A 15,331-nucleotide genomic window follows, 5' to 3' on the forward strand; every position below is an offset into this window, starting at 1 on the left:
CATGAAGGTTCTTTCGCCCACCCTGGCCGCGAGCCTCGCGAGCGGGATCACGACGCTGTGCCGGTGCTGGATCGTCACCCGGACGGACGGCCTACGGCTCGGCTTCACCGATCACGACGAGCCCGTGACCATTGAGGGCGTGGTGTGTTCGGCTGAGAGTGGGGCCACGGGCAGCGCCATCGAGCAGACGGCCGGCCTCTCCCCAGACGGCTACGACATCATGGGCGCCCTCACCGACGGACGGCTCTCGGACATCGAGCTGGCCCGTGGCCTGTTCGATGGGGCCGCCGTCGAGGCCTGGCGGGTCGATTGGTCCTCGCCCGTCGATCGAGTGCTGGTCATGTCGGGGACCATCGGCGAGGTGAGCCGAGGCAGTTCCGCCTTCACCGCCGAGGTGCGCAGCCTCGCCGACCGCCTGAACCAACCGCGGGGGCGCATCTATCAGCGCTCGTGCGACGCGACATTCGGTGACGCGCGGTGCGGGATCGATGCGACGGCCGCGACCATGCGGGGCGTCGGGGTCGTCACCCTGACGCGCACGACACGCTCGTTCGTCGCGAGCGGGTTGGCGGGGTTCCGCAGCGGGCGCTTCACGGCCGGCCGGTTCGTCTGGACCACCGGGGCCAACGTCGGAACCGTCGTCGAGGTGCGGACGCACCTGCGCGCCAATGGCGGAGCCCACCTCGAACTCTGGGAGCCGATGGCCGCGCCGATCACACCGGGGGACGCTTTCGACATCACTGCCGGTTGCGACAAGGCCCTCGACACCTGCCGGGACAAGTTCGCCAACACCATCCGCTTTCGCGGTTTCCCGGACCTCCCGGGCAACGACTACGCCGTTCGCTACGTCACACCGGGGGCAGAGAATGACGGGGGTCGCCTCGGCTGAGATCAATCGCACGCGCATCGTCGCGACGGCGCGCGGGTGGCTCCGCACGCCGTACCATCACCAGGCGGCCGTGAAGGGCGCCGGGTGCGACTGCCTCGGCCTACTGCGCGGTGTGTTCGCCGAGTTGTACGGGGCCGAGCCGGAAGTGCCCCCGCCCTATACGCCGAGCTGGGCCGAGGATCGCGCGTGCGAGGCCTTGCGGGACGCGGCCCGCCGCCACCTTGCGGAGATCCCCACGGGCGAGGCCGATGCCGGCGACGTGATCCTGTTCCGCTGGCGCGACGGCCTTCCCGCCAAGCACTGCGCCATCCTCACCGCCCGCAACCGCATGATCCACGCCTATGACGGCCACGCCGTCGCCGAGAGCTGGATACCGGACGCGTGGGCGCGCCGGGCCGCCTATGCCTTTCGCTTCCCCGGGGTAGATCAATGAGCACCCTTGTCCTCACCTATGCAGGACAGGCGATCGGGACCGCCATCGGCGGCCCGATCGGCGGCATGATTGGTGGAACGATCGGCGCGGCGGCAGGCAGCGCGGCCGACCGATCTCTGTTCGGCTCGCGACCCAAGCCGCAAATTAACACCGGTCCGCGCCTGTCGGATCTCTATGTGACGGCCTCAACGGAAGGCGCCGCCGTCGCGCGCGTGTTCGGGCGGGTCCGCGTGTCCGGGCAAATCGTCTGGGCGACCAAACTCAAAGAAGAACAGGACGTCGAGCGGGTCAAAACCTCCGGCGGCAAGGGTGCTCCGAGCCAAAAGGCCTTCAACGTCACGTATCGATACAGCGTGAGTTTTGCGGTCGCGCTATGCGAGGGTGTTCTGACTTCGGTTGGAACCGTCTATGCGGATGGAAAGGCGATCAAGCTTTCCGATTACAATGTACGGGTCTATCTCGGAACCGAAATCCAGAACCCCGACCCCAAGATCGAAGCCGTCGAGGGGGCCGGCAATGCGCCCGCCTATCGCGGCGTCGCCTACCTCGTTTTCGAGGATTTGCCCCTCGCCGGGTTCGGCAACCGCGTGCCCGTCATCACGGCCGAGGTGACACGGCGTCCACCATCCGTGTCCGACCGCCCATCCCTCGAGGACATCGCGACGGCCGTCACCATGATCCCGAGCATGGGCGAGTTCGTCTACGCCACCAACGCCATCATGGCGACCTCGCTCGGCGCGGTGAACGGGCAGAACACGATTTCCGGCGGCGTCGATATCCTCAAGGCTCTCGATCAACTCGCGACGGATGCGCCCAACTGCCGACACGTCTCCCTCGTGGTGGCCTGGCAGGGCACCGACGTGCGCCTGGAGGAATGTCGGATCGTCCCGAAGGTCGAGACGCAGAGCAAGGAAACCAACGTCCCCTGGCAAGCTGGCGGTGTCGTCCGTGCCGACGCGGAGGTGGTGAGCCTGGATGAGGACGGCATTCCCTTGCTCGGCGGAGCGCCCTCAGACCTGTCCGTTGTCGAGGCGATCCAGGCGCTCAAGGCGCGCGGGTACGTCGTCACGCTCTACCCGTTCGTGATGATGGACATTCCCGAGGGAAACGGCCTGCCCGATCCCTACGGCGGAGCGGAACAGGCGGCATTTCCCTGGCGAGGCCGGATCACATGCACCCCAGCGCCGGGGCGGCTGGGCTCGCCGGACAAGACGGGTGCGATCACGGCCGCCGTGGCGAAATTCTTCGGCACCGCCAGTGCCGGCGACCTGTCGTGGAACGGCGCGACGGTCCGTTGCGCGAAGGCCGAGTTTTCGTTCCGGCGGTTCATCCTGCACGTCGCCACGCTCGGACAGGCGGCCGGCGGCGTGGACAGCTTCGTGATGGGCTCCGAAATGATCGGCCTCACGTCGGTTCGCTCGGATGCCTCGACGTACCCGGCCGTGGGCCATCTCAAGCGCCTCGCGGCCGAGGCACGCGCGATCCTCGGCCCAGCGACGGCGATCGGTTACGGGGCGGACTGGACGGAATTCGCCAATCATCGTCCGGCGGACGGCTCTAACGACGTGTTTTTTCGGCTCGATCCGCTTTGGGCCGATCCGAATATCGATTTCATCGGCATCGACAACTACATGCCCATCGCTGATTGGCGCGATGGATACGATCATCTTGACGCGCGGGCCGGCGTCCGCTCGGTCTACGATTTCGATTATCTCACCGGCAATATAGCCGGTGGCGAGTTGTTCGATTGGTTCTATCCGACACAGGACGATCGCGACACGCAGAACCGCGTTGCGGTCCAGGACACGGCGCACGGCGAGCATTGGGTTTTCCGCATCAAAGACCTGCGCGGGTGGTGGGCGAACGCGCATCACGATCGGCCCGGCGGGGTTCGGCAGGCCAACGCCACGGCGTGGGTTCCGCAGTCGAAGCCCATCCGCTTTACGGAAATCGGTTGCCCCTGTGTCGATAAGGGCGCGAATCAACCGAACGTCTTCGTCGATCCGAAATCCTCCGAAAGCTTCTTGCCGTATTACTCGAACGGCCGGCAGGACCTGGCGATGCAACGGGCCTATCTTGAGGCGACCTTGTCCTATTGGCAGGGCATCACGGGAAATCCGGTGTCGGCGGTCTATGGCGGCCGGATGGTGGATCAAAGCCGGATCTACATCTGGACGTGGGATGCGCGACCGTTTCCCGAGTTCCCCCGGCAGACGGCGGTCTGGACGGACGGCCTGAACTATCACCTCGGCCATTGGATCAACGGTCGCCTCGGGCTGGCGCAGCTTCCCAACGTCGTCGCGGACCTGTGCAACGGCGCGGGCGCGCCGGTGGACGTGGGGCAGCTCCACGGCGTCGTGCAGGGCTACACGGTCGCCGAGGTGCAATCCCCAAGGGCGTCCATTGAGCCGCTCCGGGCCGCCTATTTCTTCGACGGGGCGGAGAGTGCCGGCCGGATCGCATTCCGGCCGCTCGCGGGTGCACCGGTCGCAGGCTTCACCGAAAGCGATCTGGTGGCGGCCGGATCGGGCGCGGACTACAACCGGACCCGTACCGAGGAAACCGCCCTCCCCGGCGTGATCGCGTTGACGTTCATCGATCCGAGCCGGACCTACCAGACCGGGTCCGTCGAGGCGCGGCGCATGAACGGGCGGGCGGCTGCCGTGGCACGCATGGCGCTGCCCTTGTGCCTGGACGAAGGTGCCGCGCGGGGCATCACGCAGGCGACGCTCTATCAGGCCGTGGTGGAGCGGGAGGCCTTCACCGCCACCCTGCCGCCCTCGGCGCTCGCCCTCGACGCCCTCGACATCGTCACCGTTTCCCTCGGCGGGGTGTCCACCGACTATCGGTTGACCCGCCTCGGCCTGGAGTTGGGCCGACCCGCAAGTGGCGTCCGGTCCGATTCCGGCGTGTTCGCCTACCGCGACGGCACGGCGACGCGGCGGGAGCCTGCGCCGCCGGCGACGATCGGCGTCGGCCTGTTCCGCGTCATGGACCTTCCGCAGCTCCGGCCGCAGGCGATCCCGCACGCGCCGTATCTCGCGGGCTTCACCAGCCCGTGGAGCCCGATCGCGGTGCTGCGCTCCATCGACGGCGGTCCCTTCGAGAACGACGCAACGGTGGGCGCACGCTCGATCATCGGTCGCCTGGTCGCTCCGCTCCACAGCGGCCCGTCCGGCCGCTGGGATCGCGTGAACGACGTGTTTGTCGAGGTGCCGAGGGGAACGGAGCTGCCGTCCGCGCCGGAGGCCGACGTGTTGAACGGGGCCAATGTGGCGGCCCTTCTCACCCCCTCCGGTGAGTGGGAGGTGTTGCAGTGGGCGAGCGCCGCCCTGCTCGGGCCGGGTAAGTACCGCCTCCGGAATCTCCTGCGCGGCCAGCTCGGGACCGAGTTCACCATGGGGAACCCGGCGCCGGCCGGGGCGGATTTCGTGGTCCTCTCGGATGCGCTCGCGCAGTCGAGCATGCCCCTGGCGAGCCGCACGCTGCCTCAAACCTTCAAGTGGGGGCCGCTCGGCCAGCCAACGGAATCACCGGCCTACAGCGCGGCGACCCTGACGTTCCAGGGCGTCGGGCTCCGGCCCTACGCTCCGGCACAGGCCCGGATCGCGCGCGCGGGAAACGGCGACCTCGCCTTGTCGTGGGCCCGGCGAACCCGGATCAACGGGGATGCGTGGGAACAGATCGACGTTCCGCTGAACGAAGAGGTCGAGGCCTACAGCCTTGATATCCGCAAAGGATCGGGCGTGGTCCGCACTCTGGAGCTGGACGGCCCGGCCACGGTCTACGCCGTGGCCGACCAAACCGCCGATTTCGGCGGCCCGGTCACGGCCTTGTCCGTCGCGATCCACCAGCTTTCCACGATCTACGGCCGGGGCCCGGCCTTGGAGGCGACGCTCTATGTCTGATCAAACCGCGAACCTCGGCCTGCCGTACCTCGCAGCGGCGCAGGCCCAGAAGCACGTCACGGTGAACGAGGGCCTGACGGCCCTCGATACGATCGTCCAGCTCGCGTGCCTGGACAAGGATCGAACCGCGCCCCCGGCCGAACCGATCGAAGGCGACCGCTACCTCATCGCGGGCGCGGCACCGTCGGGGGCCTGGGCGGGATGGGCTGGCCGCATCGTCCGGTTTCAAGATGGGGCGTGGCGGTCTTTCATCCCGAAACCGGGCTGGCTGGCCTTCATGGTGGACGAGGGTGAACTGTACGCCTATGCGGCCGGCGCGTGGACGAGCTACCGCAGTCTTTCGGGGGTGATCGTCGTTCCCGCTTCAGCCGACCCGCCGACGAATGGCGCGAAGCTCGGACAGTTCGCGGTCAACAGCTCGGCCCTGGCAATCAAATGGTTCAATGGCGACGCCTGGGCTCGGATCAACAACTTCGCCAAGTTCATCGCCTATACGAATTTCGACAATTACGTAGGCGCCAACGCTTGGACGAAGGTGAGATTCAACAACACCGACAGCAATGATCAGAACGCATTCGTTTCTGGAACCAACCGATTCGTTGCACCGGAGGCGGGGCTTTACCGGATGACGTCCGGGTTGGCCTACAAGCGAAACGGCAGCAACGCGCCGACCGCCTTCGAGGTGCAGTTCTATCAGAACGGCGTCGCAGCCGGCCGAGGGCGCGCCGCGGCGACCGGTACGCTCGTGGACGGCGTCACGACACTCAACCTCACCGCGACGCTGAAGCTTGCGGCGGGCGATACCGTCGAGGTGTTCGCGCGCTTCACGGGCGCGGACGGATACGTCGCAACGGCCGATTCCAGTTTCAGCGGCGCACAGCTCGCCTGACCGTTCCCCCTGACAATCCGGAGACCCATCATGGAGCTTAGCGCCATCGGCGAAGCCGTGCTCATCGCCCGCGAGGGCCGCCGGCTGAAGGCCTACCGCGATTCCGTCGGCGTTTGGACCATCGGCATCGGCCACACCTCGGCGGCCGGCGCGCCGCTGGTCACCGCCGGCCTCACCATCTCGGCGGCCGAATGCGACGCGATCTTCGCCCGCGACATCCGGCAGTACGTGGCCGCCGTGCGCAAGGGCTTGAAGGTGACCGTGCCGCAGCACGTGTTCGATGCCCTGGTGTCGATCTGTTTCAACATCGGCCCAGGCGGCTTCACAGGCTCCACCTTCCTCAAGCGGATCAACGCGGGGGACATGGCCGGCGCCCGCGACGCGATCCTGATGTGGCAGAAGCCGGCCGCCATCATCACCCGGCGCCAGGCCGAGGCCGAGCAGTTCGTGACGCCCTACACCGTGGCCCTGCCGCGCGCGACAACGGCGGCAAAGTCCATCAAGGTCGCGGCGCCCGTCATCGCCGTGCTGCACCCCGAGGTGGCCACCCCGGTCATCGTCCCCGTGGCTCCGGCCGTGACCGCGCGGCCGAACCTGCTGATGCGGTTCTTCCGCTGGATCGACGACACCTATGGCGACGGCGCCCGCGTACCCGCCAACGATGCAGGCCTGCCGACGATCCGCGCGGCCTGATCCAAGCTCCCGAGCCGGCCGGGACCGCCGCGCAGCCTTCCTCACCGAGAGACTGAACCATGACCCGCATGCTTGTCGCGGCGCTGGCGTTCGCCTGTGCCCTCTCCACCCATGCCCTCGCCGTCGAGGCCGCCCCCGTCAATTCCGTCGGCATCCCGTGGGGCGATTACATCGTCTCCGGCGGTCAGATGCTCACCGCGATCCTGCTGCCCGTCCTCGTCGGCCTCGTGAGCCGGGCCGTCTATCAGGTCGCACCGTGGGCGCGCCTGGTGCTCACGCAGGCCCGCATCGAGCAGATGACAAAGGCCGTCACCGACTATGCCCTTAACGCCGTGGCCGGGGCCGCCAAGGGCCAGGTTCTGACCATCCCCATCGGCTCGGCCGTCATCGCCAAGGGCGTGCAGCGCGCCGTCGATGTGGTGCCCGCCAAGGTGCTGGCGGCGGCCGGCGGGGAGAAGGGCGTGGCCGAGCTGATTTTCCGCACCCTGAAGCTCGAGGACGGCGCCAACGCCGGTAACACCCTGGCGCCTGCGCAGGCGGCGCTCTCGACGAAGTCGGGGGCGTGATCGTCTACGACTCCGATCCGCAGATCAACGAGCGCATTCGGCGCGCTGTCCGCTATGGGCAGACGCGCTGGGCGGAAATCTGGCTCTCGTTGATCGCGGTGGGCGTAGGGCTGATCCTCCTCGGTCCAACCGAAACGTTCAGCAACTCGGACTTCCGCGTGATCGCCTGCGTGATCGACGAGAGACCGGCCGGCGGCCTGTGCATGTTTTTTGGCTGCGTCCGGCTGGGGGCTCTGTGGATCAATGGTCGCCGCGGGCGGGAAACGTCCATCATCCGTACCATCGGCTGCATCGGCGGGTTTCTCTTCTGGCTCGCCATCGCATTCGGCATGGTGCTCGCCGTGCCGCCCCTCTCAACGGGCATCGCGGTCTATACGGTGCTGGCGATGGCCGAGCTGCACGCCTCCGGCCGGGCCGCTGGGGACATGGCGGCGGAAGATTCGCTCGGCATCAGGAGGCGTAGGAGGCGGGATGCCAGATCCCACACCAATCCAGCAGCTTGATTCTTGGCCCGCCATCATCGCTGCAGGGGCCGCCGCCATTGCCGCCGTCTTGGTCCCCCTCAATGGCTTCGTGAAAACCCTCCTCGACTACAAAGCCGAGGCCAATAAGGGCGAAGCCCTCAAGCCGGAGACGGCCCGGGAGATCGCCAGCAGCAGCAACTGCCATCAGCTCTTCGACAGCATGGCCCTGGCCGACCTGACTGCAGCGGTGAAGGGGCTGACCGCAGCGATCGCGGCCGACACGGCATCCGACGAGGCCCACCACGCCAACCACCTATCGGAGGTGTTGACCCGCGTCACGAAGGTGCTGGATCGGCAGGACGAGCACGTCCCCCCGCCCCGCCGGGGGGCTCGCTGAGCGCAAATCGCAGCCTGCCCGACTCCCCCTAAACGGGTTTTGTCTCCGATACAAGCGCATTTGATGAATGTCTTCGCGGTCATTCGCATGCATAAGTAGCGACGATCAACTTACAACGAAGCCCAGCTGCAATTATAGCGCTTTAAACTTTCTGCGTTCTATTCGTGAAAACTTAGAGAATGACATCCACTAGACCCGTCTCCTTTGGATGGGAAGATTAGCTCAGCCGCCGAACCAATAGCTAAATCTTTAGCCCTCGATAAATGAGACTCAAACGAACGGGTATGGTTGATATACATGACGGTTTACAAAGATTACTATGCCTCTATTGGAATAGCAGCAAGAGAACCACTGTAGATTGTAGCACCAGCTTGTCCATCAAGGCGCAATTCCCTAATCCACAGATCTATACTGTCTGGCTTAATCTTAAAGAGGCAGTAGGTATTTCGCTCTCCTGCGGGAAGTCGAGCATTCTTGGCTCCTGCGCTTCCATTCGATACCACGTAGATTGGCCCGTTCGTCTGGTCACCGTTAAGCCCGAGGCTCTGATACATGGCAATCTTCGGTTTGTGCTGGTGACCATGTAGCGCGACGTGAACTCCTGCCATTTGACAGGCGGCCAGGACGTCTGCGGCGTCAATTGTCAGTGTTACTCCTTTTGATTTCAATGCCTCTACATTGACGACTGGCAGAAGATGATGGTGTAGAGCCAAAAATCTGAATGTCGGGCGCTCAATTGGCTGATTGCCGAGCTCGATGATAGCGTCAAGCCCGTTTCGTCCGACGTAGCCATATTCGGTCCATTCGGTTGGAGCGATCGTGCAAGAATTTACGACGCAAACGTCCAGGTCGGTCTCGCCCAGTCGTATACGGCGTGTGTAGTTTAGCGACGCCTTCCAATTTCTACCGGTCAGTTCGTCAACAAACGCTCTGAAGGGTGTCTCATGCTCGTATCTGGTTTGGACTGCGATAGCGTTTTCGCGGACGTTTATAGTGGTGCCCTCGGGGTAGCGAACAACGTCGTGATTACCAGGAAGTGGGATAATCTGCTCAGGGGTTAGCCCAAGCCGCGTCCGCAGAGCATCGAATTCGGCAAGCGCAGCTTTTTTATGCTGGTCGTCGAACTTGCCGTGAGTCATGAAGTCGCCTGTTACGATCATCGCGGCGATGCTTTTTGTCAGCCCCAACCTGTCGAGGTCTGATATAAGACAGTCGGTCAATGTTTTGCGCAGATCGCCAAGATTTACATCCTCATTTTGCCTACGAAAGCCGTAGTCACCTCCAAAGTGGAGATCGGAGAGGTGCAGCACACACGAGCGACCCGTTGCGTCCGCCGGCACCTCTACGTGCCCCTGGGGAGTATCAGCAAGCGAGCCGATCCAAAGAAATGTTTCATCACCAATCAAATCCCCGAGTGCAGCATCGAATGCAATGTCATCAATACTTAGCAATGCGAATACGCCAGCAGTCAAATGTAAATGGTCTTTGTAATAGGCCGGTACTGTATTCGCGTCTGCCTCAGATGGCTTATTGAAAGCAATACAACTGCAGCAAAAGGCGCGTTCCGTGGTGCGGTCTACGATTATGATTTCGATTTTGCCCGAGTCGGCGAGCAGTTGAATTATGCCGTCACACTGGTCAGCTTCGAAGGTCTTCTTCCACCAGCCCCAACCCACCAAACCATTGCGCGCAAGCACTGCCCTGTGTTCGATGATTGTATCGACTCCTGGCGTAGTGTCGCGGAATCGGAGAGCTATTGCCGGTGTTGCCATTCCATCCATCTCCTGTACGGGGGGCGTGGAATACGCCACGAAAGAAGCTCTGGCAGTTCAGCCAGCGCCGTCTCAAAATCAGAACTATCACGGCTGAGGAATGCGGAGCGTAGTGTTGCGGCGATTACGCTGGGGGCACCGATAGAGGCTACCTCGCCGGCGGAACTCCACAGGCCGATTTGCTCACGGAACGGCGCGCGGGCGCTGACATACGGCCATTTCCACCCATCGACACCATCGACGAATTCAATAGGTGTTGACGCGGTAGCAGTGTCGAGACGTAAGGCCAATTGGTAGTCATCAGCAGTAAATCTAAGCCAATTTTTCCGTATTTTCGACCTGTCAACTTGATGCGGTAAACGTTTTACGTCAAGGCGGATCAATTCACCTACGAGTGGCGATCGCGATAGATGGCCTGTCAGCCCGTGGCCATGTGCTGCAGCCTCAAATGCTGGTTCGGCGTAACCCAGCGCTTCAATGTTGCGATATATGTCGGCCCAGGAGGAAATCTCGCAAAGGACGCTGGCAAGTTCATGCGAAGCTTGCGGTCGCGTATGCTCTGGCCAAGCCGACACAAACACTGCCCCCCCAACTCCAACCGCACGCCCCGCCACGCACGACCAGTCTCGTAACTGTTTCGGATACCAAGGAGAGTCTACGATCGCCGTGCGGAATTCAGTTAAGGCAGCGAAGTCCTCGACCTGGCATATGACGTGGTTTTGCACTTGCTGCAGTGGCTGTCTGTCGATCAGCGTCACCGAAACGTTTTCGCGTTCGAGTAAGCGTGCAACACTTGGAACGCCGAACGCGCCAATGGGACCGCTACAACGAAGCCGTTTGGCGAGCCGACGCGCCGTCTCGCTATCGTAGCGCCAGTCAAAGTCCAGCGGGTGGGGCGATGGAGGTTCAATCACTGCAGGCAGGTCATATCATCTGACTCGCCGATGTGCACTACCCCGACAATATTACGCGACTAGGTCAGCCAGAACGGACCTTCTGAATGTCCGATTCGAGTGGAGAGCCGCCTCGGCAGTAAGGTACTAAGGGCCAGATTTCCTCCACCAGAGCGCCGCTGGCCGCATCCCACTCCGCCGCACCTTCGCAAGCAGTCCTGCTACTGCGTCCATCGCTCACTTTGCGCGTCGTCGAGGTTCCTGGCGATCATGCGTCCAGCCTCCAGCATCAGCGCCCGCATGAGTTCGGCAAGGTGCGGATCGCCGATCGCGAAGACCATTTCCGCGAGGGCCAGCGTGCGTTCGCCCAAACGCTCACGGGTCGCCGCATCCAAGTTCTTGGGCTCTCGCGAACCAGGCATAACTCAATCCTAGGTTGTGCTATTGGATATATGCATATTTAGGATGTGCTGTATAGACTGCGAAATTCCATCAGTCTTGCTGACGTGCTGCTGGCGCGTGGGATCGGTGGTCATTCCGCACCTCCTCGAAGGCCTTTGACAGCACCACCCGGCCCTTCGCGTCGTAGACCTCGACGTACCATTCCGACCAATCGAGCCGGGCACCGCGAGCCATGAGGTCGAGGGCGACCTGCTCCGCGTGAAGGCGCATCAGCGCCACCGTCGGAATCCGCCGACCGCGCAGATCGACCACGAGATCGTGCCCGTCCGTGCAGTGGAAGCGGTAAAGCCGCGTCGGCATTGAGCTTCTACCCCGCACTCCACAGGCGTCCACCGGCGCCTTTCCAGACTTGGCCGTATCGATTGAACCACCGGCCGAGATGCGGTTTGTTCCCTATCTGTTCTAACAGGAGTCGGACGCGCGATGCACGCCCATCCCCACGAGCCACCTGTTGAGATCCGCCTGTCCGAGGCCGAGCGAATTGCGCTCGCGTATCACCGAGCCGCCCATGGGGATGCCTGGACCGCGCTGGTGCGAGCGGTGGATGACGCGCTGGCCGACCTCGCTGAGGCCGAGCGCCGGACGATGCAGCGGGACCGGTTGATCTCGCGGGGCTACGTCCGCGGGGCCGTGCCCCTGGCACGCGCGAGCACGGCTTCATGAGCCCGTATGCCGTCGACGAGTTGATCCTGGGCAGCACGGACGCGGTCCGCGTGCCGGTGATCGGCCAAGCCCTGTGCGCCGGCTTCCCGAGCCCGGCCGACGACTTCATCGAGGGTGCGTTGGAGCTGCCGCGCTGGCTCGTGCCGAACCCACCGGCGACCTTCCTCATGCAGGTCCGCGGCGAATCCATGCGCGGCGCCGGCATCCACGACCGGGACCTCGCCTGCATCGACCGCAGCCTTCGCGCCGAGGACGGCTCTGTCGTCGTGGCGGTGGTCGACGGGCAGCTCTCGTGCAAGCGCTACCGGATGGCCGGCAACCGCCCCCGGCTGGACTTCGACAGTCCCGATATGCCTGCCTTCGCCGTCGACGAGTACGGGGAAGTCGAGATCTGGGGCGTGCTGCGCTTCTCGATCCGCTGGCACCTCGTGCGCGGGCGGCTGTCGTGAGCGGTCCGGCGCCGGGCCTGCGCGATCGGATCGGCGGCGGGCGCGCCCTCGCGCTCATCGACGGCAACTCGTTCTACTGCTCGTGCGAGCGCGTGTTCGACCCGAAGCTCGCCCGGGTGCCGGTGATCGTGCTGAGCAATAATGATGGATGCGCGATAGCCCGCACGGCCGAGGCCAAGGCCCTCGGGATCAAGATGGGCGACCCGTTCTTCAAGATCCGCGAGCAGTGCCGGCGCGACGGCGTGCGGGTGTTCTCCTCGAACTACACCCTCTACGGCGACATGAGCGCGCGCACGAACGCGGTCTACCGGGACTTCTCCCCGCGGGTGGAGATCTACTCGATCGACGAATCGTTCCTCGACCTTTCGGACGTTCACCCGGACCTACGCATCGAGCTCGCCCGCGATCTGCGCGCAACGGTGCGGGCCTGGACCGGCATCCCAACCTGCGTCGGCATCGGCGCGACGAAGACCCTGGCGAAGCTCGCCAACCACATCGCCAAGACGCAGCCGGACCTCGACGGCGTGTGCGACCTGACCGACCCGGTGTCCTACGACCACTGGCTCTGCCGGATCGCGGCGGCCGAGGTCTGGGGGATCGGGCGCGCCTCGGCGGCGAAAATCGAGGCCATGGGCGTCGACACCGTGGCGGACCTGCGCGACCTCGACCCGCGCCCGGTGCGCAAGGCGATGACGGTGGTGGGCGAGCGCATCATCCACGAGCTGCGCGGCCTGTCGTGCCTGCCCCTCGAGCTGGTGCCAGCCCAGCGCAAAGGCTGCGCGGTGACCCGGTCGTTCTCCCGCCGGGTGGAGGATCGGGGCACGGTCGAGCAGGCGGTGGCGACACACGCGACGCGCCTGGGCGAGAAGCTACGACGCGAGGGGCTGGGCACCGACCAGCTGACGGTCTTCTACCACACCTCGACCCACGACCGCGGCGACCCGATGCGCTCGGTTTCCACCACCGTGACGCTGCCCGAGGCGACGAACGACAGCCTCGTGCTCATCCAGGCCGCGCAGCTTGGCGTCGCCCGGACCTGGCGCGAGGCGCCCGGCGACCGGCCGTGGCGCTACAGCAAGGCCGGCGTCATCACGACCGACCTCATGCCGCTCCGCCACAGCCCGCGCGCGCTCATCGGTCGGCTGGATCGCGAACGCAGCGGTCCGCTCATGGCGGCGATGGACGCGTGCAACGGACGGTTCGGCCGAGGCACCGTAGTGCCAGCGCGCGCCGGACTCACCGAGAAGCGGACGTGGTCGACGAAGTTCGAGATGCGCAGCCCACGCTACACCACGCAGGTGGCCGAGCTGCCAACGGCGCACGCGTGACAGACTCTCGGCGGAACAGGAGCGGCCAGATACGGCCGGCAAGCCGCTGCCAACCCAACCGTCGCCACAGTATGACTTCGGGATCCATAGGCCGCTTATCGCGCCAGCCTACGGGCAAATTCCAGTTCCGAGTTGAAACTTTTGGCGGCAGTTTCAACTCGGATTGGAAAAAGTGGTGCCGGTTGCGGGACTTGAACTCGCGACATACCGCTTACAAGGCGGTTGACAGATATCCTATTGACCAAGGCCACTCTTCTTCAGATCGACGGCAAACCAATATGGATTAGCCCTGTCGGCCTTTCGTTTTTTTCCGACATCCACGAGGACCTTAAAGGCCGCTACTCCTGCAGCTGCAGCAGTTACATGCGGAAGGCTAAGCGTATATCCGAGCTGCGTTAGGTATGGCGCCGCAAAAGGCATCGCAACTGTAGCCGCATATTGAGCAATGCTCTTCATGTCAGCGGGCTTTGCGGCCTTCCAATCCTCTTTGCTCGATTTCATTAGGTCAGCACATGATTTGTCAATCTCATCTACTGCATGCCGTAGAGCCATTTCTTCATCTGGTGATGACGCAATTGTCAGGTAGATTTTTTCGAGTGCTGTGCGGAGCCGATGAAGTTCTCCGGATCTTTTTCGTTTGAACTCAAGCACTTTGTCTATCGGCGTATCATCAGAGGGGGCAGGTAGCGCACCATATAGTTCGACAAGCAATCCTCTATCTTTGGAAAATTCATCAATTTCAACCAACTTAGCAAGTGGTGTATCCATCATTGCCCATTGACCCGGCATTTCCGAGTTTCGCCGGTCTAACTCAGCGATCTGCGCTCTCACTGTCGCGTGAACTGTATGGTTGTCGAAATAAACACCATCGGGTAAATCGAGCTTTGGCGTTTCAAGAACGCCTTCAGATAACAGCTCATCTTCGCCATCGAATGAGCTTTTAAACATGAAATCGGATGGAATAACAACCTTATCCCAATAAGCTGCATTGAACAGAACTTTGTTTCGGTCAATACCGTGCAAGGTAAAGCCACCGCCCGGGTAGACTTCAATATTTGTCGGCATGATTATGCCGCGAAACTTGCTGCTAACTGCCAACGTCATTTCACTACATACCGCTTGGCGTGCTATCGCGAGTGGTCGCGAATTGTAATGCAGCTTAGGCCAATTTTCTAGGAAACGGCAACACCCGCAACGGTGAGTTGAGTTGCGTAAGGAATTTTATCAGCCCAAACGGCTGCGAATCCCAGTCGATCAACCAGCATAACTATTGTCGTCGGAGTGATAATTTCCAATGCGCCACAATGAAATCATGGACTTGGCTGTGCCTCTTAATCAGTTGCGCCAGCCTAAGCGGTCTAAGCCCCGGCCGCCCGCATCAGGTGTCCTCGGACCTCCGCAAGCTTCTCTTCGGCCGTTCGCTCCACGATGTCCGTCCATACCATCAGCGCAATAAGGCGTAGCGTGGTCTCATCCACGCCGAGCCCCTCGCAAACGGCAACAGCCGCCCAACGGCAATGTCAAC

The 15,331-nt window shown here is 63.4% G+C and carries 16 protein-coding genes and 1 tRNA gene; 11 read left to right on the forward strand and 6 right to left on the reverse strand.

Annotated elements, in window-relative coordinates; all coding sequences use genetic code 11:
• The first annotated feature begins 1 nt into the window (after window position 1).
• From ASF27_RS01730 to ASF27_RS01765, 8 genes are read left to right on the forward strand one after another with little or no spacing between them, the layout of a single operon-like run.
• Window positions 2-889, forward strand: a complete 888-nt coding sequence (locus ASF27_RS01730) for a DUF2163 domain-containing protein (protein ID WP_056357293.1) — start codon at window positions 2-4, stop codon at window positions 887-889.
• Window positions 867-1,322 carry an NlpC/P60 family protein gene (locus ASF27_RS01735; RefSeq protein WP_056357298.1) on the forward strand — a complete coding sequence of 152 codons (456 nt, stop codon included), beginning with the start codon at window positions 867-869 and terminating at the stop codon, window positions 1,320-1,322. The genes ASF27_RS01730 and ASF27_RS01735 overlap by 23 nt, the downstream gene beginning before the upstream one ends.
• Entirely contained in the window at window positions 1,319-5,230 is a 3,912-nt protein-coding gene (locus ASF27_RS01740) for a glycoside hydrolase/phage tail family protein (RefSeq protein WP_056357301.1), read from the forward strand. The genes ASF27_RS01735 and ASF27_RS01740 overlap by 4 nt, the downstream gene beginning before the upstream one ends.
• Window positions 5,223-6,119 (forward strand): DUF2793 domain-containing protein, encoded by an 897-nt coding sequence (locus ASF27_RS01745; protein WP_056357302.1) that lies wholly within the window; start codon window positions 5,223-5,225, stop codon window positions 6,117-6,119. The genes ASF27_RS01740 and ASF27_RS01745 overlap by 8 nt, the downstream gene beginning before the upstream one ends.
• Window positions 6,120-6,149: 30 nt before the next feature.
• Entirely contained in the window at window positions 6,150-6,812 is a 663-nt protein-coding gene (locus ASF27_RS01750; protein ID WP_082478740.1) for a lysozyme, read from the forward strand.
• Window positions 6,813-6,871: 59 nt separating this feature from the next.
• Window positions 6,872-7,378, forward strand: coding sequence for a hypothetical protein (locus tag ASF27_RS01755; protein ID WP_056357305.1), 507 nt, complete (start codon window positions 6,872-6,874; stop codon window positions 7,376-7,378).
• On the forward strand, window positions 7,375-7,881 hold the full coding sequence (locus tag ASF27_RS22625) for a hypothetical protein (protein ID WP_200918670.1): 507 nt from the start codon (window positions 7,375-7,377) through the stop codon (window positions 7,879-7,881). Before ASF27_RS01755 ends, ASF27_RS22625 begins: the two co-directional genes overlap by 4 nt.
• On the forward strand, window positions 7,850-8,239 hold the full coding sequence (locus ASF27_RS01765; RefSeq protein WP_056357308.1) for a hypothetical protein: 390 nt from the start codon (window positions 7,850-7,852) through the stop codon (window positions 8,237-8,239). The genes ASF27_RS22625 and ASF27_RS01765 overlap by 32 nt, the downstream gene beginning before the upstream one ends.
• Window positions 8,240-8,556: 317 nt before the next feature.
• Here ASF27_RS01765 and ASF27_RS21350 read toward each other — a convergent pair whose 3' ends face one another.
• The 4 genes from ASF27_RS21350 to ASF27_RS01775 form a co-directional block, all read right to left on the reverse strand.
• The gene (locus ASF27_RS21350) at window positions 8,557-10,011 is read right to left on the reverse strand and encodes a metallophosphoesterase (RefSeq protein ID WP_162238630.1); all 1,455 of its coding nucleotides are present in this window, start codon (window positions 10,009-10,011) and stop codon (window positions 8,557-8,559) included.
• Complete coding sequence (locus tag ASF27_RS22550; protein WP_162238631.1) at window positions 9,993-10,769, reverse strand: hypothetical protein; 777 nt, start codon at window positions 10,767-10,769, stop codon at window positions 9,993-9,995. Before ASF27_RS22550 ends, ASF27_RS21350 begins: the two co-directional genes overlap by 19 nt.
• 356 nt (window positions 10,770-11,125) lie before the next feature.
• Window positions 11,126-11,299 (reverse strand): hypothetical protein, encoded by a 174-nt coding sequence (locus ASF27_RS01770; RefSeq protein WP_156467424.1) that lies wholly within the window; start codon window positions 11,297-11,299, stop codon window positions 11,126-11,128.
• Window positions 11,300-11,396: 97 nt separating this feature from the next.
• Window positions 11,397-11,666 (reverse strand): hypothetical protein, encoded by a 270-nt coding sequence (locus tag ASF27_RS01775; RefSeq protein ID WP_056357313.1) that lies wholly within the window; start codon window positions 11,664-11,666, stop codon window positions 11,397-11,399.
• Between the two features lie 123 nt (window positions 11,667-11,789).
• On the opposite strand from ASF27_RS01775, the gene ASF27_RS01780 reads away from it, so the two are divergent.
• Genes ASF27_RS01780 through ASF27_RS01790 form a run of 3 tightly spaced genes read left to right on the forward strand, consistent with a single transcriptional unit; the run spans window position 11,790 to window position 13,806 of the window.
• Window positions 11,790-12,029 carry a hypothetical protein gene (locus ASF27_RS01780; protein ID WP_056357317.1) on the forward strand — a complete coding sequence of 80 codons (240 nt, stop codon included), beginning with the start codon at window positions 11,790-11,792 and terminating at the stop codon, window positions 12,027-12,029.
• The gene (locus ASF27_RS01785; RefSeq protein ID WP_056357320.1) at window positions 12,026-12,478 is read left to right on the forward strand and encodes a S24 family peptidase; all 453 of its coding nucleotides are present in this window, start codon (window positions 12,026-12,028) and stop codon (window positions 12,476-12,478) included. The genes ASF27_RS01780 and ASF27_RS01785 overlap by 4 nt, the downstream gene beginning before the upstream one ends.
• Window positions 12,475-13,806, forward strand: a complete 1,332-nt coding sequence (locus ASF27_RS01790) for a Y-family DNA polymerase (RefSeq protein ID WP_056357323.1) — start codon at window positions 12,475-12,477, stop codon at window positions 13,804-13,806. Before ASF27_RS01785 ends, ASF27_RS01790 begins: the two co-directional genes overlap by 4 nt.
• A 173-nt stretch (window positions 13,807-13,979) precedes the next feature.
• On the opposite strand, the gene ASF27_RS01795 is transcribed toward ASF27_RS01790, so the two are convergent.
• Window positions 13,980-14,054: transfer RNA gene (locus ASF27_RS01795), tRNA-Thr, on the reverse strand.
• Window positions 14,041-14,904 carry a DUF6236 family protein gene (locus ASF27_RS22000; protein ID WP_156467425.1) on the reverse strand — a complete coding sequence of 288 codons (864 nt, stop codon included), beginning with the start codon at window positions 14,902-14,904 and terminating at the stop codon, window positions 14,041-14,043. Before ASF27_RS22000 ends, ASF27_RS01795 begins: the two co-directional genes overlap by 14 nt.
• Window positions 14,905-15,331: the final 427 nt, after the last annotated feature.

Source organism: Methylobacterium sp. Leaf102 (assembly GCF_001422425.1).
Lineage (GTDB): Bacteria > Pseudomonadota > Alphaproteobacteria > Rhizobiales > Beijerinckiaceae > Methylobacterium.

Coding starts and splice junctions, on each gene's coding strand:
- ASF27_RS01730 (WP_056357293.1), top strand. CDS start 2: ATGAAGGTTCTTTCGCCCACCCTGGCCGCGAGCCTCGCGAGCGGGATC.
- ASF27_RS01735 (WP_056357298.1), top strand. CDS start 867: ATGACGGGGGTCGCCTCGGCTGAGATCAATCGCACGCGCATCGTCGCG.
- ASF27_RS01740 (WP_056357301.1), top strand. CDS start 1,319: ATGAGCACCCTTGTCCTCACCTATGCAGGACAGGCGATCGGGACCGCC.
- ASF27_RS01745 (WP_056357302.1), top strand. CDS start 5,223: ATGTCTGATCAAACCGCGAACCTCGGCCTGCCGTACCTCGCAGCGGCG.
- ASF27_RS01750 (WP_082478740.1), top strand. CDS start 6,150: ATGGAGCTTAGCGCCATCGGCGAAGCCGTGCTCATCGCCCGCGAGGGC.
- ASF27_RS01755 (WP_056357305.1), top strand. CDS start 6,872: ATGACCCGCATGCTTGTCGCGGCGCTGGCGTTCGCCTGTGCCCTCTCC.
- ASF27_RS01765 (WP_056357308.1), top strand. CDS start 7,850: ATGCCAGATCCCACACCAATCCAGCAGCTTGATTCTTGGCCCGCCATC.
- ASF27_RS21350 (WP_162238630.1), bottom strand. CDS start 10,011: ATGGCAACACCGGCAATAGCTCTCCGATTCCGCGACACTACGCCAGGA.
- ASF27_RS01775 (WP_056357313.1), bottom strand. CDS start 11,666: ATGCCGACGCGGCTTTACCGCTTCCACTGCACGGACGGGCACGATCTC.
- ASF27_RS01780 (WP_056357317.1), top strand. CDS start 11,790: ATGCACGCCCATCCCCACGAGCCACCTGTTGAGATCCGCCTGTCCGAG.
- ASF27_RS01785 (WP_056357320.1), top strand. CDS start 12,026: ATGAGCCCGTATGCCGTCGACGAGTTGATCCTGGGCAGCACGGACGCG.